Here is a 24,163-nt window from a genome sequence, read left to right as displayed (position 1 = left end):
CGCGAACAATGGAAACAGACTGGATCTGGGGCCTCGTCGGAGGCGGTATTATCGGCCTCGGCGGTGCCGTCTACCTTTTGGGCAATGGCCGGATCATGGGCGCCAGCGGTATTTTCGGCGGGCTCATCGATGGCAGCGGCTGGAACACCCTGTGGGAACGGCTGGCTTTTCTGGTCGGCGTGATCGTCACCCCGCTCATCCTCTGGCCGATCTATAACGTTGAGATCGACACCCATATGACCACTAATGTCGGTGTGATCATTGCGGCCGGCCTTCTGGTTGGCGTCGGAACCCGTATCGCAAATGGCTGCACCTCCGGCCACGGGGTCTGCGGAATTTCCCGCCTGTCCCTGCGCGGCATCGTTGCCACCGTTTTCTACATTCTGGCCGGTGGTCTGACCCTGGCCATTTTCCGTCACGTTCTGGGGCTGATCTGATGCGTATTCTTCTTTCTCTTATCGCAGGCAGCCTGTTTGGCGGCGGACTTTTCATTTCCGGCATGACCGACACCACCAAGGTGCAGGGCTGGCTGGACGTCTTTGGCAACTGGGACCCGACCCTGGCCTTCGTGATGGGCGGCGCCGTTATTCCGATGTTCTTTGCCTGGCGTCTGACCCATGGCCGCAAACCGCTGGTGGGCGGCGATTTCCCGACACTTCCGCGTCCGGAACTGGATCACCGGCTGATCACCGGCTCGGTTCTGTTCGGCATGGGCTGGGGCCTGGCCGGTCTGTGCCCGGGGCCGGCACTCGCGTCTTTGACCTACAACGGCTGGGGTGGACTGATTTTCCTTGCTGCCATGTCGGCCGGTATGCTGGCTTCTGCGCCGATCGGCGTGCAACTGGACCGGATGGCCGCAAAGGCGTAAAGGATTGCCCATGCAAGCTCGTGACATAACGCCCCGCTACGCCGTCTCGCCGCAAATTTCGGTCGAAGACATTCCCGCAATCGCCGAAGCCGGTTTCAAACTGGTGATCTGCAATCGCCCCGATTCCGAGGTTCAGCCGAGCCATCAGGCCGCTGCAATCCGCGCTGCGGCCGAGGCTGCCGGGCTGCGCTTTGAAGAATTGCCCCTAACCCACCAGACCATGACGCCGGAAAACGTCGCGCGCCAGCGTGAACTCTACGAAGGCGCCGAGGGTCAGGTGCTGGCCTATTGCGCATCGGGCACCCGCTCTTCGGTAGTCTGGGCGCTGGGTCAGGCGCAGGAGATGTCGGCGGATGAGATCCTCGGCAAAACCGCAGCAGCGGGCTACGCGCTGGATGGTTTGCGTCCTGCGCTTGAGGCTGCGGGCAAGTCCTGAGCCGAAGCGAGACAGATCAAAGAATTATTCCCCACCCCCAACTTTTAAGACCATCACTCACAACACTCAAAGACCTCAGCCCTACGGCTGGGGTCTTTTTCATTGCTCTGACATCGCGGGGCGAACTGCGGATCATGCCCCCCTCTGGCATTTGCGAGGAGTGGCCCCAAATAGCAAAACCCGGCATCTAAACATGCCGGGCTCGTGCTTCGCTCAACCTGTTGCGAACGGATCGGGAGGCCGCAGTTCAGCTGCGCCTGCCGTGATCGCCTTGTCAGCCAGAGCCAAGTCCAGCCAGTTTGGATATTTCCGCCGCAGCATCATCCGGGTTGAACTCATCCATCCCGGTGTCCGGCAACGCGGGCAAATCGCCGCCAAGGCCACCGCCCAGATCCCCACCGAAGTTGCCGCCAAGATCTCCTCCTCCAAGGGCCGCCGCAAAATCGTTCTCCAGGTCCGCACCCAGATCTCCCCCCATATCGGAGCCGAGGTCACCACCAAGGTTGTTCATATCGCCCAGACCGCCGGTATCGAAATCACCACCCAGGCCGGAACCGAGACCACCGCCGCCCATGCCGCTGTCCAGGGGGTCCTGCAGATCCTCGGCTGCAATGCCAAGATCAAGCGTGGGCATTTCGTCAGCGGCGGCAGGCATGGCGTCAGCCCCGACACCATCTGCAAATCCGGCTTGATCCGCTTCCATGTCATTCACCAACTTGGTGCGCGGCTGATTGAGGCGCACCGCGCGCGCTCCATTCAACTGCCCAAGGCGCCCTTGAGCGATCGACTGACCGCTCACCGCCTGAAGATCCGTTTCATAAAGGAATGCCTGATCCAGCGGCAGCAGATCGCCAGTCTTCAATCCGGAAAATTCGTTGAGCGGCACCCGCATCTTGCAAAGAACGGCGGACAATTCGGCCCGCATGGCCCCAAGGTTGCGCCCAAGGGACGGACCGGAGCCGCCCCCCTTGCCCAGTTCCTCGGGCGTGGGTTCGGGCAGGATCAGGTTCAATTCGCCCTGCATGGCGCCGATGGCCAAATCAACAGTCAGGGTCAGAACGCGATAATCGTCGGCTTCAAGCCCCAGGGCCAGACTGCGCAGGTCCTCGACCTGGGCGCCAAACTGATAGCCAGAGAAGATGGCCTGGTCGGATTGGCCTTCCAACATCACGACCACCTTTTTCAAGGCGCTTTCGAGGAAATCGGCCGTCATCGCAGCATCGGTCGGTGTGTAATGCCGCTCTGTAGGGGTTTTCCCCATGACCTGACCAATGGTCTGCTTCTGGATCAGAGCAGTCACGAGGGCGGCGTCCATTGTCGCAGCGCCAAGACGGCCATCAGGGCCATCCAGAACAACCAACAGATGCTTGTCAGACAGCATCTCGGGCAGTTCATCCGACGCACGGTTCACCTGGCGTGCAGCCAGAACCGCAAGCGGCAGTTCGCACAGCTCGGCTGCTGCCCGCGCAAGCGACCGCCGCAGCGCCTTGAGCGTCAGCGAACTGCTGAATGCTCCCGACCCCTCTTTGGTTGCCGCCAGCTTGCGGGCAAGAACCCCTGGCTTGCTTCCTGTCGAATCCTGTGTCGTCGTGTCAGACATACGTCGTGAACCTGAACCCTTAGCGCCTGTTGTCTCTGTTTTAGACTACGGAGGGTTACCAAGATCTTTATTTCTGGGCTTTATGCGGCTTTTTCACGGATACCGGAAAGGGTTACCCGGAAGGCGCCACCTGAGGCGCCTGCAAGATAGGAAATATCGCCATCCAGCCGCTGCACAATCTCGCGGCAGATCGCCAGTCCCAGTCCGGCTCCGCCAGCCCGCTCCGGGCTAACCCTCGAAAACTTCTCGAAAATCATCTGCTGGAACTCGGGCGGAATGCCGCTGCCGTTGTCGATGAAATCGATCAGCACCTGCGAGCCCTCGCGGGACACGTGGATGCTCAGCTCCGGATGTTCCGCATCGCAGTATTTCTGGGCATTGGCGATCAGGTTGATAAAGACCTGCGCCAGCCGGTCCAGATCCGATGAAATCTTAATATCTTCACTTGCAGGATCCCGCAGCACCCGCATTGGGGTATCAAATCCCGCTACGGCTGTGGAAACCGCATGGTCCAGTACCTCCTTCAGCGTGCCACGGGTCATGTTGAGGCTGACCTGACCGCTTTCCAGCACGCTGAGATCCAGCAGATCGTTCAGCAGGCGCGTTAGCCGCAACGCCTCGTCATGGATGATGGTCGCATATCGGGCCTTACCCTCCTGCGCCAGGGTATCATCGTCCCGCAGGATTTCGGAAAAGGCCCGGATCGAGGTCATCGGCGTGCGCAATTCGTGGCTGACCTGGCTGAGGAAAGCATCCTTCTGGCGCGAAATCTGCGTCAGTTTTTCGTTGGTTTCCCGCAGCTTGCGCGCCGTCCTGGACAATTCGGCAGACTGCATTTCCAAACGGTTCGAATATTCCAGCATTTGCGCTGTCTCATCCGCCACCGCCAAAAGATCCTCAACCGAAACGGAAGAGCCGCCAACGATCTGACCGATCATAGCATGCGCTGCGGCCGCCCCGATCGACGCGCTAAGCTCGCGTTCCAGCCGTTCAAGGAACACCGGCGTCGGCTCTGGCAGGCTGCCCCGACCGCCCTGCCGGGCCAGCTCGCGCTGGAAGAACGCCTGCGCCTCGGTGGCGCCCAGGATCCGCTGCGACATCACCATCAGGTCTTCGCTCTGCGCCACCGAGCCGGTCCAGCCGCGCGGGCCGGATGAGTGATCGAAGACATTGACGAATTGCGCGCCCTGCAGCCGCTCCATCGGGCTCGGGAAACTGGCGAGCGACACGATGCAGAACACCACGGCATTGAGCCCAATGGACCAAAGGACGGCATGCACCGTGGGGTCGAGCGCCTCGATCCCGAAAAGGGCGTGCGGGCGCAGCCAGGACAGGCCGAACAGACCTTCGGCCAGCACCGTATCGGGCAGAACCCCTCCGCCGAGGGTCGGCAGCAGCATGGTATAGGCCCAGATGCCAAAACCGACGGTCAGCCCTGCCAGGGCGCCGCTGCGGGTGGCGCCGCGCCAGAACAAGCCGCCCACCAGCGCCGGCAGCATCTGCGCCACCCCGGCAAAGGAAATCAGGCCGATCGCCGCCAGCGCGGCGCCGCCACCGGACAGCGTGTAATAGAAGTACCCCAGCGCCATGATCACCGCGATGGTCACACGGCGGGTAAACAACACCACATCACGCACATCCCCGGAGACCGAGGCCCCCGCCGCGCCCTGCAGCCGCAGCCAGATCGGCATCACGATATGGTTCGACACCATGGTCGACAGGGCCATCGCCGCGACGATCACCATCGAGGTTGCCGAGGAAAAACCGCCAAGGAAAGACAGCATCGCAAGGTTCTGCTGCCCCTGATGCAGCGGCAGCGTCAGAACGAAAAGATCCGGGTTCGCCCCCGTCGGCAGCAGCTCAAGCCCGATGGCGGCGATGGGCACCACGAACATCGACATGAGCAGCAGGTAGGTCGGAAATGCCCAGGCCGCTATGCGCAGATGACGCTCGTCCTCGTTTTCGACGACCATGACCTGAAACATGCGCGGCAGGCAGACAAAGGCGGCAGCGGCAAGGAAGGTAATGGTGGCCCAGCGGCCCCCGTCCACCTGCCACTGGCCAATACGCGAGGCATCAATCCGCGCAAAGGTCTCGGGCAGCCCGCCAGCGATGCCCCAGACCACGAAGATCCCCACTGCCAGCAGGGCGACCAGCTTGACCACCGCCTCCAGCGCAATCGCCGTCACCACCCCGTGGTGGCGCTCGTTGGCATTGAGGTTACGGGTGCCGAACAGGATGGCAAAGACGGCAAGGCCCGCCGAGACCCAGAATACCGTCTTGGTCTCGTTATATCCGCGCAGGGGATCAGCCTCGGCGAAGATTGAAAAAGACAGGGTAATGGACTGCAATTGCAGTGAAATATATGGCGTCACCCCGATCACGGCCAAGATGGTCACGCCGATGGCCAGCGTGTTGGACTTGCCATAGCGCGCCGATAGAAGGTCGGCGATGGAGGTGACGCGCTGACTGCGCCCGACCCGCACCAGTTTGCGCAAACCCCACCACCAGCCCAGCATGACCAGCGTCGGCCCCAGATAGATGGTGATGAATTCCAGCCCCGAGCGCGCTGCGTATCCCACCGCGCCATAAAAGGTCCAGGCGGTGCAATAGATCGACAGTGACAGCGTATAGGTCAGCGGCGAGCGCATCCAGGCGGCGCTGCGCCCCCGGCTGGCCATCCGGTCCGCAAGAAAGGCCACAAGGAATAGCAGCGCAACATAGGTAAAACAGACCAGGACCAGAACATTGAGTGAGGCCATCAGTCGCGCGGAGCCTCTGCGCTGCCCTGCTCTGTCCCAGAACCAACCGCCGCGTCCTGTGCCTGATAGGGCTCAGCTTCGGAATGCCCGCCTGCGGTCCAGTGTTCGGCCCAGCGGCGCACCGCTTCTCCAAAGGCAAGGCTGACCGCGATCAGGATCGCCCAGACCACAAAGATATAGATGATGGCCGAGGACATCGCCATGCCCCCATGGCTGCCCGGCGCAGGATAGGGATCGGGGTCGGGCCACATCAAAGGCATCAGGAACAGCAAGGCGCCCAGGATGGGCAACAGTCGGGCAATATCCATCAGGCGGCGACGGCGATAGGTGCGCCGCTCGACAAAGGGAGCGGAGATCTCATCCTGCCGCCCGGCCCCGTCGCCCCGGATCATGATCGCCCCCGGTCAGGGCGGCAGCCAACGCTGCCTCCTGCTGGGGGCCAAATCCGACCGCTCGGGGTCATCCCTGGCTGGCCTGAGCGTGCAGGTCCCGCACGGCTGTCAGAACCTCGGAGTTGGAAAAGGGCTTGGTCATGAACCGGGTCACGCCAGCGCGTTCAGCCATTTCCCGGTCCTTCATCTGGCCGCGGGCGGTCAGCATCAGAACCGGTAAGGAGGCAAACCCGTCGACCTCACGCAGCTCACGGATGATCTCAAGCCCGCTTTTGCCCGGTAGCATCAGGTCCAGAATCACCAGATCCGGCTGGGCCTCGCGTATCACCTCGACAGCGCCGGTCCCATCGGCGTAGGCATCAACCTGCCAGCCATCGCGCGTCAGAAGAAAGCGGATCGCCTCAGTGATATTCGGCTCATCCTCGATCAGAATTACGTGTCTGCTCATTGGCAGAAGGTCCTCCCAGCGCCGCTCCCCGGACCCATAACGGTCCCGGCGCACATGCCCGTTTCACGTTAGAGTAGCCGCGCAGCCCCGCAGCTGTCAAAACTCTTCCTTCAGGATCGACGGCTCGCGGCGGGCCGGACACCCCCGGCGCGGGCAGATCCGGCAGCTGGCGCCCACAGGTTGCGCGCCTTCCGGCACTTCGCTTTGCGGCAGGATCAGCATCACCGCGTGATAGAGCGGATCGCTGTCGAAATCCGGTGTCACATGATCCCATGCCACCGCCAAACATTTAAACGCCAGCGCCGAGCGCCCCTGCTGCACCACGTTGCGGCGTACCGGCACGTGCGGGCGCGCCAACGCGGTATAAATCGGCCAGAGCGGGCATGAGGCGCCAAAACGCGGCAGTGCAAATCCGGTCACCGGTTTGCGCACCAAGATCGAGCCCGAGGCATCGCAGATCACCAGCCCGGCCTCCTGCCCCAGCACTTCGAAAGGCAGCAGACCGATACGGCGCAGCACCGTGGGCAGATCGCAGTCAAACTGCGCGGCCAGGGCCGAGGGACGAATGCCCCCCTTGTCCAGCGCCGACCGCAATGGGTCCAGCGGCAGTGCAACCGCGTCGCGCTGATATTGCTCCAGCGCGCTGCGGGCGATCAGCCTTGCCGCATCGCTGACCAGCTCAGGCGCCCGGGCCACCAGCTCCTCCGGGCTGGCGGTGCCGGTTTCCAGCCCCGGGAAATGATAACCCTGCGCGAGGAAGAAAGCCTCGGCCTCTTCATGCGGCACCCCGCGCCGATCAGCGCTTGTGTTACTTTCGTCAAGGAAACTCACCAAGGCGCGGCTGCTTTCGGCCAGACGCAGGGAATCCTCGTTCAGGTTCTTGTGGAACCGGTCACTCCATTCCGGTTCCAGCTCGCCGGTTTCCGCCAGGATCGACGCGGTCGAGCGGATCGCAGCAGCCGTCGACAGAACCTCGTGCAGCGAAGCGGCCAGATGCGGATCGTGTGTCAGCCGGTCCGACAGGGTCTGCACCGTCCGCTCCAGAGTGGCGATGCGGCGGTGACTGGTGGCCAGCACCTCGGCCCAGCCGGGGAACCGGCCCGCGAACTCATCCGCCCGGTCCAGCTCAGCCACGGGCACACCGCTATCTGCTGCTGCTTCGCGCAGGCTGGCGATCAGCGCCGCTTCGGCGCCCTCGCTCAACATCGAAGGTTCAACCCCCAGAACCTGCGCGATCCCGACCAGCAGTTTGCCGCCGATTCTGCGCCTGTTGTGTTCGATCAGATTGAGATACGAGGCCGAAATACCAGCCGCGCGGGCAAGTTCCGCCTGACGCATCCCGAGGATGAGCCGCCGTTCGCGGATTCTGCTGCCGGTCAGAGTGTCACGTACCATTTTACAGGTCTTTCCCAAAAGGCCGCTATTTCAAGGGCTTTCCGCGGCGCGGCATAAGTTTCTTTACAGAATGCCGTGGAATACTGTTCATTTATTTACAGAATAAGCCTGCTTTACAAGGGATTTATTGCGCGATTTTACAAGCTGCCCTCATACTGATTTTGCACGAAAACCGTGCCGACGCCGAGCGGAAGTGAGGAGCTGCTAGGCGTTAAAATCTTAAGGGAGGATTACATGTCCAAATCTGATGTCTCGCGTCGCGGGGTACTGAAGTCCGGTGCCATGATGGGCGCTGGCGTTGCGCTTCCGACGATCTTTACCGCGTCGTCCGCAGCCGCTTACACCAACGAGCCGACCGGCAGCACCGTCACCCTCGGCTTCAACGTGCCGCAGACCGGCCCCTACGCCGATGAGGGCGCAGACGAACTGCGCGCATACCAGTTGGCAGTCGAGCACCTGAACGGTGGCGGCGACGGCGGCATGATGAACACCTTCAGCTCGAAGGCGCTGAAAGGGAACGGCATCCTGGGCAAGGAAGTCAAATTCGTCACGGGTGACACCCAGACCAAATCCGACGCGGCCCGTGCATCGGCCAAGTCGATGATCGAAAAAGACGGCGCGGTGATGATCACCGGCGGCTCGTCCTCGGGCGTTGCCATCGCGGTTCAGGGCCTGTGCCAGGAAGCCGGCGTGATCTTTATGGCGGGTCTGACCCACTCCAACGACACCACCGGTAAAGACAAGAAAGCCAACGGCTTCCGTCACTTCTTTAACGGTTACATGTCGGGTGCCGCGCTGGCGCCGGTGCTGAAGAACCTCTATGGCACCGACCGTAACGCATATCACCTGACCGCCGACTACACCTGGGGCTGGACCCAGGAAGAATCGATCGCAGCCGCGACCGAGGCCCTGGGCTGGAACACCGTCAACAAGGTCCGCACACCGCTGGCCGCGACCGACTTCTCGTCCTATATCGCCCCGGTTCTGAACTCCGGCGCCGACGTTCTGGTTCTGAACCACTATGGCGGCAACATGGTGAACTCGCTGACCAACGCGGTTCAGTTCGGCCTGCGCGACAAGATCGTCAACGGCAAGCAGTTCGAAATCGTCGTTCCGCTCTACTCCCGCCTGATGGCGAAAGGCGCCGGCGAAAACGTGAAGGGCATTCACGGTTCGACCAACTGGCACTGGTCGCTGCAGGACGATGCATCGAAAGCCTTCGTGCAGTCCTTCGGCACCAAATACGGCTTCCCGCCCAGCCAGGCGGCGCATACCGTTTACTGCCAGACCCTGCTTTACGCAGATGCATGTGAGCGCGCAGGCACCTTCAACCCCTGCGGCGTGGCCGAGGCTCTTGAAGGCTTCGAATTCGACGGTCTGGGCAACGGCAAGACGCTGTATCGCGCCGAAGATCACCAGTGCTTCAAAGACGTTCTGGTTGTGCGCGGGAAAGAGAACCCGACCTCCGAGTTTGACCTCTTGGAAGTTGTCGAGGTCACCCCGGCCGCTCAGGTTACCTATCCGCCGGATCACCCGATGTTTGCAGGCGGTGCCCTTGGCACCTGCAACCCGGGCGCCTGATCCGAATGAAAAGCCGGGCGCGTCTTGCGCCCGGCCCCTTTCAGAAACGTCCGTCCATTCATCTGCCATGCGGAGCGCCTCCGCACAGAACGCCGGGGCACGTCCCGCGAACGGTCGGACTCTATCACTTCCATACTGAAGAACCCGAAGGTGGGGACTATGGACGCAATCCTATTGCAAATCTTGAACGGGCTGGACAAAGGCTCGGCCTATGCGCTGATCGCGCTGGGTTTGACACTCATTTTCGGCACGCTGGGCGTTGTGAACTTCGCCCACGGCGCATTGTTCATGATCGGCGCCTTCTGCGCCGTGACCCTGCAGCGCATTCTGAACCTCAGCTTTGAGACCGTCGACGAAAGCCAGAAAGACTTTCTTGGCAACCCGCTGAAGGTCAAGACGCCGTATGTTGAATCCTGGTTCGGCCCCGAGGTGGGCGGTGCAATCATCGACTGGGCGGTGCCGCTGGCGATCCTGTTTGCGATCCCGATCATGATCTTCGTCGGCTACGTGATGGAACGCGGGCTGATCAAGCATTTCTACAAGCGCGAACATGCGGACCAGATCCTTGTGACCTTTGGCCTGGCCATCGTGCTGCAGGAAATCGTCAAGTATTTCTATGGCGCGAACCCGATCCAAACCCCGGCCCCCGAGGCACTGAACGGCGTTGTGAATCTCGGCGCGGTCATCGGCATGGACATCGTCTATCCGGTCTGGCGCGTGGTCTACTTCTTCTTTGCGGTGGTGATCATCGGCGGCATCTTCAGCTTCCTGCAATTCACCACCTTCGGCATGGTTGTGCGCGCCGGGATGGCAGACCGGGAAACCGTCGGCCTTCTGGGCATCAACATTGACCGCCGCTTTACCATCATGTTTGGTATTGCCGCTGCGGTCGCGGGACTTGCCGGTGTGATGTACACGCCGATCAACTCTCCCAACTACCACATGGGCATGGACTTCCTGGTTCTCAGCTTCGTGGTTGTGGTTGTGGGCGGCATGGGCTCCCTGCCCGGCGCCGTCCTGGCCGGCTTCCTTCTGGGGGTTCTCGAAAGCTTTGCTTCGATGAATGAAATCAAATCCATTCTCCCCGGCATCGACCAGATCATCATCTATGTGGTCGCGATCATCATTCTGCTCACCCGCCCGCGGGGCCTGATGGGCCGCAAAGGCGTGATGGAGGACTAAGCACATGTTCGGACTGGACAAAAAAGACACTCGAATGCTGCTGCTGGTCGCCATCCTGGCCCTGTGCGCACCATTCATCCTGAACCCCTTCCCGGCAGACAGCGCCATGGCGCAGTTCAACGCGGGCTATCCTGACCTGATGCAGCGTTTCGTGATCTTTGGGATCTTCGCAATCGGGTTCAACATTCTCTTCGGCCTCACCGGCTACCTCTCCTTTGGCCACGCGGCTTTTCTGGGGGTGGGCTCCTACTCGGCGGTCTGGATGTTCAAGCTGCTCAGCATGAACGTCGTCCCGGCCATCATCCTGTCGGTGATCATTGCGGGGCTGTTCGCGCTCCTGATCGGATTTGTGTCCCTGCGCCGTTCGGGCATCTACTTCTCGATCCTGACGCTGGCCTTTGCGCAAATGTCGTTCAACCTGGCCTATTCGGTGCTGACGCCGATCACCAACGGTGAAACCGGCCTGCAGCTGACGCTGGAAGACCCCCGCGTTCTGGGTGTCTCTGCCACCGCGGACGGCTCAATCCCCGTGACCAACTTCTTCGGGATGGAGATGCGCTCGACCTTTGAAATGGCGGTGGGTCCCTGGGCCTTCCAGTTCAACGCGGGCTACTACCTGTGCGCGCTCGTTATGCTGGCCTCCTTCTATCTGGCGATCCGCATCTTCCGCTCGCCCTTTGGCATGATGCTGCGGGCGGTGAAATCGAACCAGCAACGGATGAACTACACTGGTCTCAACACCCGTCCCTACACCCTGGCGGCCTTTGTGATCTCGGGCATGTATGCCGGTCTGGCCGGTGGCCTGATGGCCTCGATGGACCCGCTGGCAGGTGCCGAGCGCATGCAGTGGACCGCCTCGGGTGAGGTCGTCCTGATGACCATCCTCGGCGGTGCCGGCACGCTGATCGGTCCGGTTCTGGGCGCGGGCTTCATCAAATACTTCGAAAACATCTTTTCGAAGATCAACGACAACGTTCTGCACAGCTGGTTCAGCTTTATGCCCGACGGGATCGAAGACTTCATGGTCTTCATCGTCCACCCCTTCATCGGCAAAGGCTGGCACCTGACACTGGGCATCCTGTTCATGCTGGTGGTGATCTTCCTGCCGGGTGGCCTCGTCGAAGGCGGGCAGCGCATTGCAGGCTGGTTCAAAGGGCGCAAGTCCAAGGACAGCTCGGCCAGCAAAAAAACCGAACCTGCGGAATAAGGAGACAGGATCAATGGGTATCCTCGAAGTCAAAAACGTGGGCAAACGGTTCGGCGGCCTTCAGGCGCTGTCGGATGTGAACCTCAGCGTCAAGGAAAACTCCGTTCACGCCATCATCGGCCCAAACGGGGCGGGCAAATCCACCCTGCTGAACTGCCTGGTGGGCAAGCTGATCCCAGACACCGGATCGGTCATGTTCGACGGTCAGTCGGTGCTGGGCCGGGCGCCCTATGAGATCAACCAAATGGGCATTTCCCGCGTGTTCCAGACGCCCGAGATCTTTGGCGATCTCACGGTATTGGAAAACATGCTGATCCCCTGCTTTGCCAAACGGGACGGGGCGTTCGAATTGAACGCCATCGCCTCGGTCGCCAAGCAGAAGGATGTGCTGGAAAAGGCCGAGCAGATGCTGGTGGAAATGAACATGGCGGACAAGCGGCACATGCATGCCGCCGCCATGTCGCGCGGCGACAAACGGCGTCTTGAGATCGGCATGTGCCTGTCTCAGGAACCCCGCCTCTTGCTGCTGGATGAACCCACCGCAGGCATGGCGCGGGCCGACACCAACAACACCATCGATCTCTTGAAACAGATCTCGGACGAGCGCGACATCACCATCGCCATCATCGAACACGACATGCATGTGGTGTTCAGCCTGGCCAACCGGATCACGGTTCTGGCGCAGGGCACGCCGCTGGTCGAAGACGATCCGCAGAACATCCGTGGCAACCCCAAGGTGCGCGAAGCGTACTTGGGCGAAAGCGCATAAGGAGAAACAGAGATGAACGTCAAACCGGATTTCTCCAAGAACGCCAATCAGGCCACAACGGCTCCGGCCTTCCTGTCAGTCTGGGACATGCACGCCTATTACGGCGAAAGCTACATCGTGCAGGGCATCAACTTTAACGTCCACGAAGGCGAAATCCTTGCCCTTCTGGGCCGCAACGGCGCGGGCAAGACATCCACCCTGCGGTCTATCGCCCGCACCGGCAGCCCGATGGTTACCCAGGGCGAGATCTGGCTGGACCACCAGCCGCTGCACAAGATGGAAAGCCACGAAGCGGCGGCCGCCGGTCTGGGTCTGGTGCCCGAGGACCGGCGCATCATCCCCGGCCTGACCGTCGAGGAAAACCTGCAACTGGCACAGATCGCCCCGCCCATCGGCTGGTCCATCGAGCGCCTTTACGACCTGTTCCCGCGCCTTGGTGAACGGCGCAAGCAGGAAGGCGTGACCCTTTCGGGGGGTGAGCAGCAGATGCTGGCCATTGCCCGCGCACTCGCCCGGGACATCAAGGTGCTGCTGCTAGATGAACCCTATGAAGGCCTCGCGCCGGTCATCGTGGACGAGATCGAAAAGACCCTCATCCACATCAAGGAACAGGGCATGACCACGATTCTTGTGGAACAGAACGCGGTGCGCGCGCTGGAACTTGCCGACCGGGCGGTCATTCTGGACACCGGCGGGATCGTCTTTGACGGCACCGCCTCCGAGGTTCTGGAAAACGCCGAGCTGCGCGCCGAATATCTGGCGATCTGATCTCAACTCTCCCCGTCGCACTGGTGTTGTGACTGGTGCGGTTACCTCAAGACCGGTTCCCCTCGGAGCCGGTCTTTTTTGTTTCGCAGCAGGGAAATAGCGCAAAAACCTGCATAAACCAGGGTTATACGCGCCCGGTTTAGCCTCCGCATCCATCCCGCGATCTATTCCAGATCCGCCCTGCCCGCTCCGATATGTCCACCACGGCCCGCATGGCGTGCCGCAGTCACATCAGACTGTCACATCAAGGAGACTTATCATGTTCAAACCTTCTGCCCGCATCCTGGCCCTCGCCCTTGTCCTGCCTCTGTCGCTGCCCGTCGCGGCGCTGGCCTCGGATGGCAAGCCCAGCGCCGAAGTCGAAGCGCAGATCCGCGCCACACTGACCGAACAGGGTTACGAGGTGCGCAAGATCGAATCCGAAGACGGCATGTACGAGGCCTACGCCCTGAAAGACGGCAAAAAGCTGGAGATCTATCTGAACGACAAGATGGAAATCATCCGCGTCAAGGAAGACTAAAGCCAGCCCGGGCGGAGCCGGGCTGCACGTACCGCTCCGCCCGACCAAATGCCGCATCTATTCGATTGGGAGACCCTCATGCAACGTCACTATGTCTGGGATCCGCTGATCCGTCTGTTTCACTGGTCACTTGTCATTCTGTTCGCCGCTAATGCGCTGCTGACCGATCCGGACGAACGGATTCACGAGGTATTGGGGTACGTGATCGTTGGCCTGATCGGAGTGCGCATACTCTGGGGGGTGATTGGCAGCCGTTATGCCCGGTTTTCCAGTTTCCCCCCCAGTTTCTTAGGCGCTGTCGGGCAGCTGACGGATATTGCCACTGGGCGGGTGCGTCCGCACCGGGGCCATACGCCGCTTGGCGCCCTGATGATCTACAACCTGCTGCTGACGATCCTTGGCATCGGTCTCACCGGCTATCTGATGACCACCGACATGTTCTGGGGCATCGAATGGCCCGAAGAGCTGCACGAAGCACTGGTCACCTGGGCCGAAATCTCGGTCGTGCTGCATATCGCTGCGGTGATCTATGAAAGCCGCCGCACAAGGGTCAATCTGGCGCGTTCCATGGTCTCGGGGTACAAGGACCTACCGACGAGTCCCCCGGAGACCCAACAGTGACCAACAGCAGATTTGACCCGGCCCAACCCTCCGTTCTGATCGCCCTGATCGTCGTGCAGTCCATCTGCGCGGCGATCTTTCTGGGTGATATCATTGCCGATCTTCTGATGCCCGGCGCGATGAATACTGAAGGGCGGCACGCGGCGATCGAAGCGATTGCCACCTTTGGCCTGATCGCCGCCATCGTAGTCGAAGTCCGTATCCTGATGTGGCTCTTGCGGCGCAAGGCGCATCTGGAGCAAAGCCTGAAAAGCGCCCAGGGCGCCATTCAGGAAGTCATCGATGCCGAGTTTTCCACCTGGAACCTGACCCCGGCAGAGCGGGATGTGGCGACCTTTCTGGTCAAGGGGCTGAGCACTGGTGAAATCGCCCAGATGCGCGGCAGCGCCGAAGGCACCGTCAAGGCGCAACTCAATGCCATCTACCGCAAATCCGGCAGCGGCAACCGGGCCGAGTTGATGAGCCTCCTGATCGACACGCTGATGGGCCACGGCAAGGACACCGCCCCGGAACCGCTGGCCAAATCGGGCTGAGCGGCGCATCGGGGACGGTGTGTTTTGGCGCCTACTGCGCGGTCCAGCCGCCATCAACCGGAATGGCGGTACCGGTGACGTTATGCGCCACGGGCGCACAAAGCCACAGCGCCAGCGCGCCGATTTCCGACGGGTCAGACAGCCGTTTGCTGGGCTGTTTTTCGGACAGAAGATCGGCGATCCCCGCCTCCCTGTCACCGCCCATCTGCGCTGCCCGCGCCGCCACCTGCGGCTCGATGATCGCGGTTTCGGTCCAGCCCGGACAGATGCAATTCACCGTCACGCCGCCGGTGTCTCGGCTGCCCTGATCGGCATACTCCAGCGCCGCCACCCGACTAAGACCAACGAGACCGAATTTCGCGGCCACATAGGGCGCCTTGTCCTTGCTAGCGACCAACCCGTGGACCGAGGCGATATTGATCACCCGGCCAAATCCGCGCGCCGCCATGCCCGGCAGCGCCGCCTGCATGATGTGAAAGGCCGCCGACAGGTTGACCGCTAGGATCGCATCCCACGTCTCGCGCGGCATCTCGGCCAAAGGCGCGGTTTTCTGGATGCCGGCATTGTTCACCACGATATCGGCGCCGCCCCAGTCCGCAACCGCGCTCATCAACGCGTCGATCTCTTCCGGCTGGCTCAGGTCCCCGGCAAAGAAGCGCGCCTCGGGTGCCCCGGCCTCCTGCAGGGCCTCCGTCGCTGCCTGCGCGGTTGCTTCATCGGCGATGCCATGCACCGCGATACGGGCGCCCGCGGCCGCCAGTTCCTTTGCGATCGCAAGGCCGATCCCCTGAACCGATCCTGTTACCAGCGCCGTCTTTCCACTCAGATCCGTCATGCGTTTTCCTCCAGCATTTTGCGCAGCTCGGTCTTCAGGACCTTGCCGTAATTGTTCTTGGGAAGCTCCGCCGTGCGGATATAGGCTTTGGGCCGCTTAAAGCGGGCGATCTGATCGTTGCAAAGCGCATCCAGCTCTGCCTCGGGTGCCGTCCCCACGATAAAGGCGACCACCTCTTCGCCCCAGTCGGCGTGCCTGCGCCCCACGACCGAGACCTCCTGCACATCCGGGTGCATCAGCAGCACCTCTTCGACCTCGCGCGGATAGACGTTCGAGCCGCCCGTGATGATCATATCCTTGGAGCGGTCCTGCAGCGTCAGATAGCCCGCCGCATCCATGACCCCCATGTCCCCAGTCATCAGCCAGCCGTCTTTCAACGTTTCTGCGGTGGCGGTCTCATTGTTCCAGTAGCCCGGCATCACCGCATCGCCACGCACCATGATCTCTCCGACCTCTCCCGGCGACAGCGCTGTGCCATCCGATGATCCAATTTGCACCTCGACCGGGCTTTGGGCGCGGCCCACACCAGCCAGTCGAGAGCGCCATTCGGGATGGCTTCGGTCGATCACGTCATGACGGCTGAGTGCGGTGATCCCCATCGGGCATTCGCCCTGTCCATAGATCTGTACAAAGACCGGGCCGAAATGATCGACCGCCTCGATGATATCCGCCAGATACATCGGGCCACCCGCGTAGACGACTGTGCGCAGGCCGCGTCCGCTGCGTCCTGCCGCCTTGGCCCGCGCGGTCATGCGCGTCACCATGGTGGGCGCCGCGAACATCTGAACGCGGCCAAAATGCTCGGCCAGATCGAAAATCTCATGCGGTTCAAATCCCCCCGACGGCGGGCAAACGTGCGCGGCGCCGACCAGCACGTGCAGCATGGCATAAAGGCCTGCGCCGTGGCTCATCGGGGCAGCGTATAGGATCTGATCCTCAGCGCTGGCCGCATCCACATCGTTGAGATAGGCCAGCGACACCGTCACCAGCATCCGGTGGGTGATCATCACCCCCTTGGGCCTGCCGGTGGTCCCCGATGTGTAGAACAGCCAGGCCAGATCCTGTGGTGCCCGCCGGACCGGCGCAGTCACAGGATCCGCAGCCAGCACGGCGCCCCCGTCTGCACCGGAGAAGTCGATGATATCCAGCGTCACCCCGGCCTCGCGCAGGGCCGTATCCAGACTAGCTGAGGCAAAGACCAGCCGGGTGCCGGAATTTTCAAGGATATAGGCCGCCTCGCGCCCATGCAGCTTTGCGTTGACTGGCACCGCCGCAGCTCCGGCATACCAGATCCCGAACAGGGCGATCAGATAGTCCGGGCAATTCTTCATGAAGATTGCGACACGGTCCCCTGGCTCTACCCCTTGCGAGACCAGCCAGCCTGCAACACCTGCGGCTTTTTGGTGGAAGCTGTCGTAGTCCGCCACCTGATCGCGGCCAAGAAACAAGGCAGGACGGTCCCCGCCCGCCGCAGCCTGACGGGCCAGCCACATTCCGATATTCATGCTAATCCTCCCATAGCGCGCCCTGTTGAGCGGCAGAAATACATTTCCATGCGGCCCCGGCCTCTTCAATTCCGCAAAAATACCCGGTTAATAGAGGTCATGACAGATATCGCCTTTAGCCATGCGCCCGTCGGCCTTGCCGTGCTGGAACGCCGTGTGATCAAACGCTGCAATCTCCAGTTCGCCGCGACCTTTGGCGGGGAGCCAGCCGACTATGACGAAATGCTGATCGCGGATCTTTATCCCACCCAGGAAGAGTTTCGCCGTATTGGCGCGCTCTTGCAGGAAGAAGAGCACCGCACCGGCAGCTATAGCGACGAACGCATCATGCGCCGCCGATCAGGAGAACTCTTCTGGTGCCGGGTGCGTGGGCGGTCCGTATCGCCAGAGGCACCGTTTCAGACTGGTGTCTGGTCTTTTGCCGATATCTCAGACGACCGCCCCGTGGTCAGCCTAACCCCGCGGGAACGCGAGGTCGCCATTCTGACCTGCAAGGGCCTGTCGGCCAAGGAAATCGGCGCCAAGCTGAACCTCTCCTACCGCACCATAGAAACCCATCGGGCGCACCTTCTGGAAAAGTTCGGCGCCCGCAAACTGCCCGAACTGGTGGCCAAGCTGACCGGAATGCCATTATGAGCCTTTAAGAGGCCGTGACAGCTGCCTTTGGCCAATCACAGGCCCCTCTGCAATTGCGAATCCCGCGCGACGCCCCCATGTTGGCGCTAATAGACCGCGCATGATCGGCAGCGCTTTCCTTGTGGTAAAGCTTGGCCTATAAGCGCTCTAATTTCCAGCCTGCGACATCTTCGCAGGCCTGTCGGAACCGGCTGAGGACAAAATGACAGAAAAATCTCACGAAGCTGACGTGGCATTCATCAAGGCGCTGGCGGAACTGCTGCGCGAAAACGACCTGACCGAACTGCAGGTCAAGCGGGACTACGGTGAAGATGACAGCCTGAACGTGCGGGTTTCACGGCAAATCGCCGCCGCCCCTGCCACGGTGCAGACGATCGCAGCGGCACCGGCCGCTGCCGCCGCACCGGCCCCGGCAGCAGCCGCTGCAGCTCCGGCACCGGAAGCCGCAGAAGACCCCGCCAGCCACCCCGGCGCGGTGACCTCGCCTATGGTTGGCACCGTTTATCTGCAGCCCGAACCCGGCGCGCCTTCCTTCATCAAGGTCGGTGACAGCGTCAAAGAGGGTGATACTCTGCTGATCGTCGAAGCGATGAAGACGATGAACCACATCCCCGCGCCGAAATCCGGCACGGTGAAGCGCATTCTGGTCGAAGACGGCGCCGCCGTGGAGTTCGGATCCCCCCTGGTCATCGTCGAGTAAGGATCCAGCATGTTTGACAAGATCCTGATTGCCAACCGCGGCGAGATCGCCCTGCGCGTGATCCGGGCCTGCCGCGAGATGGGCATCCAGTCCGTCGCGGTGCATTCCACCGCCGATGCCGATGCGATGCACGTGCGCATGGCGGATGAGTCGGTTTGCATCGGCCCGCCCGCCGGCAACCAAAGCTATCTGTCGATCCCGGCGATCATCTCGGCCTGTGAAATCACCGGCGCCCAGGCGATTCACCCCGGGTATGGCTTCCTGTCGGAAAACGCCAACTTCGTGCAGATCGTCGAGGATCACGGGCTGACCTTCATTGGCCCCTCGGCGGCGCATATCCGCATCATGGGCGACAAGATCACCGCCAAGGAAACCGCCAAGGAACTGGGCATCCCCGTGGTGCCGGGCTCTGAGGGCGGCGTGCCGGATCTGGCCACGGCCAAGGCCGCTGCGACCGACATGGGCTATCCCGTGATCATCAAAGCTACCGCTGGTGGCGGTGGACGCGGCATGAAGGTGGCCAAGGACGAAGCCGAGCTGGAAATGGCCTTTTCCACCGCCCGCTCCGAAGCCAAGGCAGCATTTGGCAATGACGAAGTCTATATGGAGAAATACCTCCAGAAGCCGCGTCATATCGAGGTTCAGGTCTTTGGCGACGGCAAGGGCACCGGTCTGCATCTTGCCGAGCGTGACTGCTCGCTGCAGCGACGCCACCAGAAGGTTTTCGAAGAGGCCCCCGGCCCTTCGATCAGCCCGGAAGAGCGCGCCCGTATTGGCAAGATCTGCGCCGATGCTATTGGCAAGATGGGCTATTCCGGCGCCGGTACGGTCGAATTCCTTTACGAGGACGGCGAGTTCTACTTCATCGAGATGAACACCCGCCTGCAGGTGGAACATCCGGTGACCGAAGGTATTTTCGGTGTCGATCTGGTGCGCGAACAGATCCGTGTTGCCTCGGGTCAGCCGTTGTCCTTTGGTCAGGACGATCTTCAGATCAATGGCCATGCCATCGAAGTGCGGATCAATGCGGAAAAACTGCCGAACTTTACCCCCTGTCCCGGCAAGATCACCGCGTTCCACGCGCCCGGTGGTCTCGGTGTGCGGATGGATTCGGCGCTCTATGACGGCTATTCGATCCCGCCCTATTACGACAGCCTGATCGGGAAACTGATCGTGCACGGCCGCGACCGGCCCGAGGCGCTGGCGCGTCTCAGCCGCGCGCTGGGTGAGCTGATCGTCGATGGCATCGACACCACCGTTCCGCTGTTCCACGCCCTGCTGCAGGAGCGTGACGTTCTGGCCGGGGATTATGACATCCACTGGCTGGAGCACTGGCTGGAAGAAAACCTGCCCGCCTAAGGGCCGGGCTGCAAATGATCGCGACGGGGCGCGTCCATGCCCGCCCTGTCGCCTGAGGGCCTGCCAATAAGGAAAAGGCCACCAAGACGACCGAAGCCACCAAAGCCCCCGGGGGCACCCGCATGAGCCTTACGCCCGAACTCTTGCTGCATGCCTATTCCGTTGGCGTCTTTCCCATGTCAGAACACCGCGACGATCCGGAGATCTTCTGGGTTGATCCGAAACGGCGCGGTATCCTGCCTCTGGATGGGTTTCACATCTCCCGCTCCCTCGCGAAACGCATCCGCAATGGCGGCTTTTCGATCACCATCAACCGCGATTTCGCTGGTGTGGTCGCGGGCTGCGCCGACCGACCGGATACCTGGATCAATGGTGAGATTTTCGACCGTTATATGGATCTGCACCGGATCGGCCATGCGCATTCGCTTGAGGTGCGGCATGGCGATGAACTGGTTGGAGGCGTCTATGGGGTCTCGCTCGGCGCGGCGTTCTTTGGCGAAAGCATGTTCTCGCGCCAACGCGATGCCTCAAAGGTGGCGCTGGCGTACCTGGTGGACCGGTTGCGACAGGGCGGTTTTGCTCTGTGCGACACACAGTTCCTGACCGATCATCTGGCCTCACTCGGCGCGATCGAGATCAGCCGTGCAGCCTATCGGCGGCAGTTGCGCGACGCCATGGAAGGGAGTGGCGATTTCACCCGCCCGCAGACACCGACGCCTCACTCGCTTTTGCAGCGGATGACCCAGACGTCATAGCGATTGTGATCCAGCGCGTTCAGCGCCGGGCTTGAGGCGATCATCCAGCCTTCAAAGAAGACTTCGCCATTGGCCGGGCTGCGCACGGTGAGGAAGGCATAGGCATCGCCGGTCGGGTTGTCAGCGGGATAACGGCATTCGCCCAAAGTCACGATCAGGCCCAGGATTTCTGCGCTGCCACCAACGGGGATCTCGGCATCCACCGTGCGCCCGTTGACCTTATCAAGGCCGCGCAAAACGGCAGCAGAGCCCGATGCGGCCTGTTCTTGTGCCGCCTGATCCTGTTCTGACAGCTCCTGCGTAATCACCGCCTGCGCCGCGGCATCCATCGCGGTCAGGCCGAACCCAGCACAAACAGCGCAGCCCCAAAGCAGCGCCGATCTGACAGTCCGCGGCCGGGCCGTGCGGTGCGTCACTGGTCTTCTCCACCACTTCCGGAAACGAATTTCACCAGAAGCGAAATCAGACTAACAGCGCCTTGAGTGTCGAGGATCTCCTCCCCGGCCTCCAGGTTCAGCGGCGAACCACCGGGCATGATCTCGACGAAGTTACCGCCCAGCAACCCTTCGGAGGAAATCACTGCCGAGCTGTCGTCGGGAATCACGATGCCATTGTCGACGGAAAAACTGGTATCGGCGCGGAAGGTCTGCGGGTTCAGCTCGACCCCGGTGACGGTGCCGATCTTGACCCCGGCCAGCCGTACGTCAGTGCCGACGGTGACCCCTTCGAGAGAGCGGAAAGAGGCGCTGAGCGGATAGCCCGCCCCGCCGCGCGACAGGCCCGCAGCCTGTCCAGCGTAGACGGCAAAGGCAAGCGCCGCCGCAACGACAACGCCACCGGCCAGAACCTCTGTGGTATTATGGGACATATCGCCTGCCTAAATCGTTATTTGTCGTCAGCTGACACCGCAAAGATGTCAGGGGTTACTCGGGAACCCAGGCCTCGTAGTCGCTGCGCCGCTCAGGCTCACCGCCCCGGCGGATCGATCCGGCCGGAGCATAGGCCAGCGCGGTGCCGGTCAGGTTTTCCTGATGCGGTTTTTCCCAGGTCTTATGCGCCAGCGGCTTGTCGCTCGGCACCTCGTCAAAGGTCCGGTGCAGCCAGCCGTGCCAATCGGGGCTGACGCGCGAAGCTTCCGCCTCACCGTTGAACATGACCCAGCGGCGGCTGTCATCGGCATTGCGGTAGAACACATTGCCCGCGTCATCCTCGCCCACTTTGATGCCTTTGCGGCGGGTGTAGATAGCGGTGTTGAGCGTGGAGCCGTTCCACCAGGTCACAGCGCGCAGAAGAGAGTTCAGGATTCCCATGGGTGCCTCCGAAAATGTTGCCCCTGATATGGCGTACTTTCGGCGCGAGGTCCAGTGGGTTGCCACCCTGTGGCTAACAGCATGGCAGGAATTGGCACGATCCCAGGCTTACTGGGGCAGAAGGGCCGTAACTTCGATTTCAATCCGATACTTCGGGTTGATCAGCCCGCATTCGATCATCGTTGCAGCGGGGGGATTATCCCCAAAGGTTTCGGCCAGCATCGGCCAGCAGGCGTCGAATTCAGTCCGGTCCGGCAGGTAATAGTTCACCCGCACCACATCGGCAAAGGAAGCGCCCGCCTCAGCCAGTGCCTTTGCAATGATATCCAGCGCCGATCGGCACTGGGAGACAACATCCTCCCCCTGCCCCACGGTGCCTGCGACATGCACGAAACCGCCCGCCACAACGGCCCGGCAATAGCCAACCTTTTTCTCAAATTCACCGCCGGATGAAATGCGTTTGATCGTCATGAAATGCCCCTCTCTGTATTGAAGCCCAAACCCCATAGAAAAAGGCGAACGTCAAAATGACGTTCGCCCCTCCACGCAACAGCGCAAATGCGATCCACATCAGCGGGTTAACCGGCCGATGCGGATTCCTTTTCGTCGGCATAGATCATCAGAGGCTGCGCATCCGATGTCACCGCTTCCTCGTTCACGACTACCTTGGTGACGTTCTCCATGCCCGGCAATTCGAACATGGTGTCGAGCAGGATATCTTCGAGGATTGAGCGCAGGCCCCGGGCACCGGTTTTGCGTTCGATGGCTTTCTTGGCAATTGCCATCAGCGCCTCGTCAGTGAAATCCAGCTCGGTGTCTTCCAGCTCGAACAGGCGCTGGTACTGTTTGATCAGCGCGTTCTTCGGCTTGGTCAGGATGGTAACAAGCGCGTCCTCATCCAGATCTTCCAGCGTTGCCAGAACCGGCAGACGGCCAACAAATTCCGGGATCAGGCCGAATTTCAGCAGATCTTCGGGTTCCAGATCCTGGAAGATCTCGCCCACACCGCGGTCATCGTTATCACGCACATCGGCGCCAAAGCCCATGGCAGAGCCCTTGCCGCGCTGCGCGATGATCCGGTCGAGACCGGCAAAAGCGCCACCGCAGATGAACAGGATATTGGTGGTGTCCACTTGCAGGAATTCCTGCTGCGGATGCTTGCGCCCGCCCTGCGGCGGAACGGAGGCGACGGTACCTTCCATCAGTTTCAGCAGCGCCTGCTGAACGCCCTCGCCCGACACGTCGCGGGTGATCGAGGGGTTTTCCGACTTGCGGGTGATCTTGTCGACCTCGTCGATATAGACGATGCCGCGCTGCGCGCGCTCGACGTTGTATTCCGACGCCTGCAACAGCTTGAGGATGATGTTCTCCACATCCTCGCCCACGTAACCGGCTTCGGTCAGCGTGGTGGCGTCAGCCATGGTAAAGGGCACATCCAGAATGCGCGCCAGCGTCTGCGCCAGCAGCGTCTTGCCGCAGCCGGTGGGGCCGATCAGCAGGATGTTGGATTTCGCCAGTTCGATATCGCTGGCAGTTTTCTGCGCGTGGTTCAAACGCTTGTAGTGGTTGTGAACCGCCACCGAAAGAACCCGCTTTGCCGTGGCCTGACCGATCACATAATCGTCAAGAACCTCGCAGATGTCCTTGGGCGTGGGCACGCCATCGGTGGCCTTCAGCCCCGACGCCTTGGTTTCTTCGCGGATGATGTCCATGCACAGTTCGACGCATTCGTCGCAGATGAACACGGTCGGTCCTGCAATCAGCTTGCGCACCTCATGCTGGCTTTTGCCGCAGAAGGAACAGTAAAGCGTGTTCTTGCTGTCGCCGCTTGAGTTCGTTGCCATGATCTACCTTTCAGTCCGCTCGGGCCGAAAAAGAGCCGTCAGCCCCCTTCGCCTTTTTGACAGCTTAAGACACTGCTCAAGCGGTCACAATGTCAAAGTGTGCCCCAAAGGGATAGGGGCACACACCCAGTTGATCT

General features: G+C 61.4%; 27 protein-coding genes. 15 read left to right on the top strand and 12 right to left on the bottom strand.

Translation table 11 applies throughout. The annotated features are described in order from the left end of the window. The first annotated feature begins 8 nt into the window (after positions 1–8). The 3 genes from AC5SSZ_RS05380 to AC5SSZ_RS05370 are packed head-to-tail and all read left to right on the top strand — an operon-like array spanning position 9 to position 1,304. Complete coding sequence (locus AC5SSZ_RS05380) at positions 9–437, top strand: YeeE/YedE family protein (protein WP_065270535.1); 429 nt, start codon at positions 9–11, stop codon at positions 435–437. Then, on the top strand, positions 437–868 hold the full coding sequence (locus AC5SSZ_RS05375; protein WP_065270536.1) for a DUF6691 family protein: 432 nt from the start codon (positions 437–439) through the stop codon (positions 866–868). The genes AC5SSZ_RS05380 and AC5SSZ_RS05375 overlap by 1 nt, the downstream gene beginning before the upstream one ends. Positions 869–878: 10 nt before the next feature. Further along, entirely contained in the window at positions 879–1,304 is a 426-nt protein-coding gene (locus AC5SSZ_RS05370; protein ID WP_274833420.1) for a protein tyrosine phosphatase family protein, read from the top strand. A 274-nt stretch (positions 1,305–1,578) separates the two neighbouring features. Here AC5SSZ_RS05370 and AC5SSZ_RS05365 read toward each other — a convergent pair whose 3' ends face one another. The 5 genes from AC5SSZ_RS05365 to AC5SSZ_RS05345 form a co-directional block, all read right to left on the bottom strand. Beyond that, positions 1,579–2,904 carry a FliM/FliN family flagellar motor switch protein gene (locus tag AC5SSZ_RS05365; RefSeq protein WP_065270538.1) on the bottom strand — a complete coding sequence of 442 codons (1,326 nt, stop codon included), beginning with the start codon at positions 2,902–2,904 and terminating at the stop codon, positions 1,579–1,581. An 80-nt stretch (positions 2,905–2,984) separates the two neighbouring features. Beyond that, complete coding sequence (locus AC5SSZ_RS05360) at positions 2,985–5,666, bottom strand: sensor histidine kinase (RefSeq protein WP_274833419.1); 2,682 nt, start codon at positions 5,664–5,666, stop codon at positions 2,985–2,987. Further along, positions 5,666–6,058, bottom strand: coding sequence for a hypothetical protein (locus AC5SSZ_RS05355; RefSeq protein ID WP_274829036.1), 393 nt, complete (start codon positions 6,056–6,058; stop codon positions 5,666–5,668). Before AC5SSZ_RS05355 ends, AC5SSZ_RS05360 begins: the two co-directional genes overlap by 1 nt. A gap of 67 nt (positions 6,059–6,125) precedes the next feature. Then, positions 6,126–6,506, bottom strand: coding sequence for a response regulator transcription factor (locus AC5SSZ_RS05350; RefSeq protein ID WP_065270541.1), 381 nt, complete (start codon positions 6,504–6,506; stop codon positions 6,126–6,128). Between the two features lie 96 nt (positions 6,507–6,602). After that, on the bottom strand, positions 6,603–7,901 hold the full coding sequence (locus AC5SSZ_RS05345) for a short-chain fatty acyl-CoA regulator family protein (protein ID WP_495437438.1): 1,299 nt from the start codon (positions 7,899–7,901) through the stop codon (positions 6,603–6,605). 234 nt (positions 7,902–8,135) lie between these two features. On the opposite strand from AC5SSZ_RS05345, the gene AC5SSZ_RS05340 reads away from it, so the two are divergent. From AC5SSZ_RS05340 to AC5SSZ_RS05305, 8 genes are all read left to right on the top strand, one after another. Further along, positions 8,136–9,482 (top strand): substrate-binding protein, encoded by a 1,347-nt coding sequence (locus tag AC5SSZ_RS05340; RefSeq protein WP_065270543.1) that lies wholly within the window; start codon positions 8,136–8,138, stop codon positions 9,480–9,482. Positions 9,483–9,641: 159 nt separating this feature from the next. Then, positions 9,642–10,664 carry a branched-chain amino acid ABC transporter permease gene (locus AC5SSZ_RS05335; RefSeq protein WP_065270544.1) on the top strand — a complete coding sequence of 341 codons (1,023 nt, stop codon included), beginning with the start codon at positions 9,642–9,644 and terminating at the stop codon, positions 10,662–10,664. 4 nt (positions 10,665–10,668) lie between these two features. Continuing rightward, positions 10,669–11,871: a branched-chain amino acid ABC transporter permease gene (locus AC5SSZ_RS05330; protein WP_065270545.1), complete on the top strand. Its 1,203-nt coding sequence runs from the start codon at positions 10,669–10,671 to the stop codon at positions 11,869–11,871. Positions 11,872–11,884: 13 nt separating this feature from the next. Beyond that, a complete protein-coding gene (locus AC5SSZ_RS05325; RefSeq protein ID WP_065270546.1) occupies positions 11,885–12,640 on the top strand; it encodes an ABC transporter ATP-binding protein in 756 nt (251 codons plus the stop codon). 12 nt (positions 12,641–12,652) lie between these two features. Continuing rightward, positions 12,653–13,408, top strand: coding sequence for an ABC transporter ATP-binding protein (locus AC5SSZ_RS05320; protein ID WP_065270547.1), 756 nt, complete (start codon positions 12,653–12,655; stop codon positions 13,406–13,408). A 259-nt stretch (positions 13,409–13,667) separates the two neighbouring features. Further along, the gene (locus AC5SSZ_RS05315; RefSeq protein WP_065270548.1) at positions 13,668–13,928 is read left to right on the top strand and encodes a PepSY domain-containing protein; all 261 of its coding nucleotides are present in this window, start codon (positions 13,668–13,670) and stop codon (positions 13,926–13,928) included. A 78-nt stretch (positions 13,929–14,006) separates the two neighbouring features. Further along, on the top strand, positions 14,007–14,549 hold the full coding sequence (locus tag AC5SSZ_RS05310; RefSeq protein ID WP_495437433.1) for a cytochrome b/b6 domain-containing protein: 543 nt from the start codon (positions 14,007–14,009) through the stop codon (positions 14,547–14,549). Next, the gene (locus AC5SSZ_RS05305; protein WP_274829033.1) at positions 14,546–15,082 is read left to right on the top strand and encodes a helix-turn-helix transcriptional regulator; all 537 of its coding nucleotides are present in this window, start codon (positions 14,546–14,548) and stop codon (positions 15,080–15,082) included. Before AC5SSZ_RS05310 ends, AC5SSZ_RS05305 begins: the two co-directional genes overlap by 4 nt. 31 nt (positions 15,083–15,113) lie before the next feature. Here the strand turns inward: AC5SSZ_RS05305 and AC5SSZ_RS05300 are convergent, their stop codons facing one another. Together AC5SSZ_RS05300 and AC5SSZ_RS05295 are read right to left on the bottom strand one after the other, a co-directional pair. After that, positions 15,114–15,917 (bottom strand): 3-hydroxybutyrate dehydrogenase, encoded by an 804-nt coding sequence (locus AC5SSZ_RS05300; protein ID WP_495437430.1) that lies wholly within the window; start codon positions 15,915–15,917, stop codon positions 15,114–15,116. Next, positions 15,914–17,422, bottom strand: coding sequence for a class I adenylate-forming enzyme family protein (locus AC5SSZ_RS05295; protein ID WP_495437428.1), 1,509 nt, complete (start codon positions 17,420–17,422; stop codon positions 15,914–15,916). The genes AC5SSZ_RS05300 and AC5SSZ_RS05295 overlap by 4 nt, the downstream gene beginning before the upstream one ends. A 99-nt stretch (positions 17,423–17,521) precedes the next feature. Between AC5SSZ_RS05295 and AC5SSZ_RS05290 the strand changes: the two genes are divergently transcribed. The 4 genes from AC5SSZ_RS05290 to aat all read left to right on the top strand — a co-directional run bounded on the left by AC5SSZ_RS05290 (position 17,522) and on the right by aat (position 20,872). Beyond that, positions 17,522–18,058: a LuxR C-terminal-related transcriptional regulator gene (locus AC5SSZ_RS05290; protein WP_065270553.1), complete on the top strand. Its 537-nt coding sequence runs from the start codon at positions 17,522–17,524 to the stop codon at positions 18,056–18,058. Positions 18,059–18,260: 202 nt separating this feature from the next. Beyond that, positions 18,261–18,758 (top strand): acetyl-CoA carboxylase biotin carboxyl carrier protein, encoded by a 498-nt coding sequence (gene accB / locus AC5SSZ_RS05285; RefSeq protein ID WP_495437425.1) that lies wholly within the window; start codon positions 18,261–18,263, stop codon positions 18,756–18,758. Between the two features lie 9 nt (positions 18,759–18,767). Then, on the top strand, positions 18,768–20,117 hold the full coding sequence (gene accC, locus AC5SSZ_RS05280; RefSeq protein WP_495437422.1) for an acetyl-CoA carboxylase biotin carboxylase subunit: 1,350 nt from the start codon (positions 18,768–18,770) through the stop codon (positions 20,115–20,117). Between the two features lie 122 nt (positions 20,118–20,239). Further along, positions 20,240–20,872: a leucyl/phenylalanyl-tRNA--protein transferase gene (gene aat, locus AC5SSZ_RS05275; protein WP_495437419.1), complete on the top strand. Its 633-nt coding sequence runs from the start codon at positions 20,240–20,242 to the stop codon at positions 20,870–20,872. Here aat and AC5SSZ_RS05270 read toward each other — a convergent pair. From AC5SSZ_RS05270 to clpX, 5 genes are all read right to left on the bottom strand, one after another. Then, positions 20,836–21,201: a DUF2155 domain-containing protein gene (locus tag AC5SSZ_RS05270; protein ID WP_065273488.1), complete on the bottom strand. Its 366-nt coding sequence runs from the start codon at positions 21,199–21,201 to the stop codon at positions 20,836–20,838. The genes aat and AC5SSZ_RS05270 overlap by 37 nt on opposite strands. 83 nt (positions 21,202–21,284) lie before the next feature. Then, entirely contained in the window at positions 21,285–21,740 is a 456-nt protein-coding gene (gene mlaD / locus AC5SSZ_RS05265; RefSeq protein WP_495437417.1) for an outer membrane lipid asymmetry maintenance protein MlaD, read from the bottom strand. Between the two features lie 55 nt (positions 21,741–21,795). Further along, positions 21,796–22,182 carry an NADH:ubiquinone oxidoreductase subunit NDUFA12 gene (locus AC5SSZ_RS05260; protein ID WP_065270558.1) on the bottom strand — a complete coding sequence of 129 codons (387 nt, stop codon included), beginning with the start codon at positions 22,180–22,182 and terminating at the stop codon, positions 21,796–21,798. A 108-nt stretch (positions 22,183–22,290) separates the two neighbouring features. Beyond that, positions 22,291–22,653 (bottom strand): RidA family protein, encoded by a 363-nt coding sequence (locus tag AC5SSZ_RS05255; protein WP_495437414.1) that lies wholly within the window; start codon positions 22,651–22,653, stop codon positions 22,291–22,293. Between the two features lie 107 nt (positions 22,654–22,760). Next, entirely contained in the window at positions 22,761–24,026 is a 1,266-nt protein-coding gene (gene clpX, locus AC5SSZ_RS05250; protein ID WP_065270561.1) for an ATP-dependent Clp protease ATP-binding subunit ClpX, read from the bottom strand. Between the last annotated feature and the right edge of the window lie 137 nt (positions 24,027–24,163).

Source organism: Phaeobacter sp. CC-HEC084 (assembly GCF_059429255.1).
Note: the sequence above shows the minus strand (reverse complement) of the source record. Positions and strands in the feature narration are given on the sequence as shown.

Coding starts and splice junctions, on each gene's coding strand:
- AC5SSZ_RS05380 (WP_065270535.1), top strand. CDS start 9: ATGGAAACAGACTGGATCTGGGGCCTCGTCGGAGGCGGTATTATCGGC.
- AC5SSZ_RS05375 (WP_065270536.1), top strand. CDS start 437: ATGCGTATTCTTCTTTCTCTTATCGCAGGCAGCCTGTTTGGCGGCGGA.
- AC5SSZ_RS05370 (WP_274833420.1), top strand. CDS start 879: ATGCAAGCTCGTGACATAACGCCCCGCTACGCCGTCTCGCCGCAAATT.
- AC5SSZ_RS05365 (WP_065270538.1), bottom strand. CDS start 2,904: ATGTCTGACACGACGACACAGGATTCGACAGGAAGCAAGCCAGGGGTT.
- AC5SSZ_RS05360 (WP_274833419.1), bottom strand. CDS start 5,666: ATGGCCTCACTCAATGTTCTGGTCCTGGTCTGTTTTACCTATGTTGCG.
- AC5SSZ_RS05355 (WP_274829036.1), bottom strand. CDS start 6,058: ATGATCCGGGGCGACGGGGCCGGGCGGCAGGATGAGATCTCCGCTCCC.
- AC5SSZ_RS05350 (WP_065270541.1), bottom strand. CDS start 6,506: ATGAGCAGACACGTAATTCTGATCGAGGATGAGCCGAATATCACTGAG.
- AC5SSZ_RS05345 (WP_495437438.1), bottom strand. CDS start 7,901: ATGGTACGTGACACTCTGACCGGCAGCAGAATCCGCGAACGGCGGCTC.
- AC5SSZ_RS05340 (WP_065270543.1), top strand. CDS start 8,136: ATGTCCAAATCTGATGTCTCGCGTCGCGGGGTACTGAAGTCCGGTGCC.
- AC5SSZ_RS05335 (WP_065270544.1), top strand. CDS start 9,642: ATGGACGCAATCCTATTGCAAATCTTGAACGGGCTGGACAAAGGCTCG.
- AC5SSZ_RS05330 (WP_065270545.1), top strand. CDS start 10,669: ATGTTCGGACTGGACAAAAAAGACACTCGAATGCTGCTGCTGGTCGCC.
- AC5SSZ_RS05325 (WP_065270546.1), top strand. CDS start 11,885: ATGGGTATCCTCGAAGTCAAAAACGTGGGCAAACGGTTCGGCGGCCTT.
- AC5SSZ_RS05320 (WP_065270547.1), top strand. CDS start 12,653: ATGAACGTCAAACCGGATTTCTCCAAGAACGCCAATCAGGCCACAACG.
- AC5SSZ_RS05315 (WP_065270548.1), top strand. CDS start 13,668: ATGTTCAAACCTTCTGCCCGCATCCTGGCCCTCGCCCTTGTCCTGCCT.
- AC5SSZ_RS05310 (WP_495437433.1), top strand. CDS start 14,007: ATGCAACGTCACTATGTCTGGGATCCGCTGATCCGTCTGTTTCACTGG.
- AC5SSZ_RS05300 (WP_495437430.1), bottom strand. CDS start 15,917: ATGACGGATCTGAGTGGAAAGACGGCGCTGGTAACAGGATCGGTTCAG.
- AC5SSZ_RS05295 (WP_495437428.1), bottom strand. CDS start 17,422: ATGAATATCGGAATGTGGCTGGCCCGTCAGGCTGCGGCGGGCGGGGAC.
- AC5SSZ_RS05290 (WP_065270553.1), top strand. CDS start 17,522: ATGACAGATATCGCCTTTAGCCATGCGCCCGTCGGCCTTGCCGTGCTG.
- accB (WP_495437425.1), top strand. CDS start 18,261: ATGACAGAAAAATCTCACGAAGCTGACGTGGCATTCATCAAGGCGCTG.
- accC (WP_495437422.1), top strand. CDS start 18,768: ATGTTTGACAAGATCCTGATTGCCAACCGCGGCGAGATCGCCCTGCGC.
- aat (WP_495437419.1), top strand. CDS start 20,240: ATGAGCCTTACGCCCGAACTCTTGCTGCATGCCTATTCCGTTGGCGTC.
- AC5SSZ_RS05270 (WP_065273488.1), bottom strand. CDS start 21,201: ATGGATGCCGCGGCGCAGGCGGTGATTACGCAGGAGCTGTCAGAACAG.
- mlaD (WP_495437417.1), bottom strand. CDS start 21,740: ATGTCCCATAATACCACAGAGGTTCTGGCCGGTGGCGTTGTCGTTGCG.
- AC5SSZ_RS05260 (WP_065270558.1), bottom strand. CDS start 22,182: ATGGGAATCCTGAACTCTCTTCTGCGCGCTGTGACCTGGTGGAACGGC.
- AC5SSZ_RS05255 (WP_495437414.1), bottom strand. CDS start 22,653: ATGACGATCAAACGCATTTCATCCGGCGGTGAATTTGAGAAAAAGGTT.
- clpX (WP_065270561.1), bottom strand. CDS start 24,026: ATGGCAACGAACTCAAGCGGCGACAGCAAGAACACGCTTTACTGTTCC.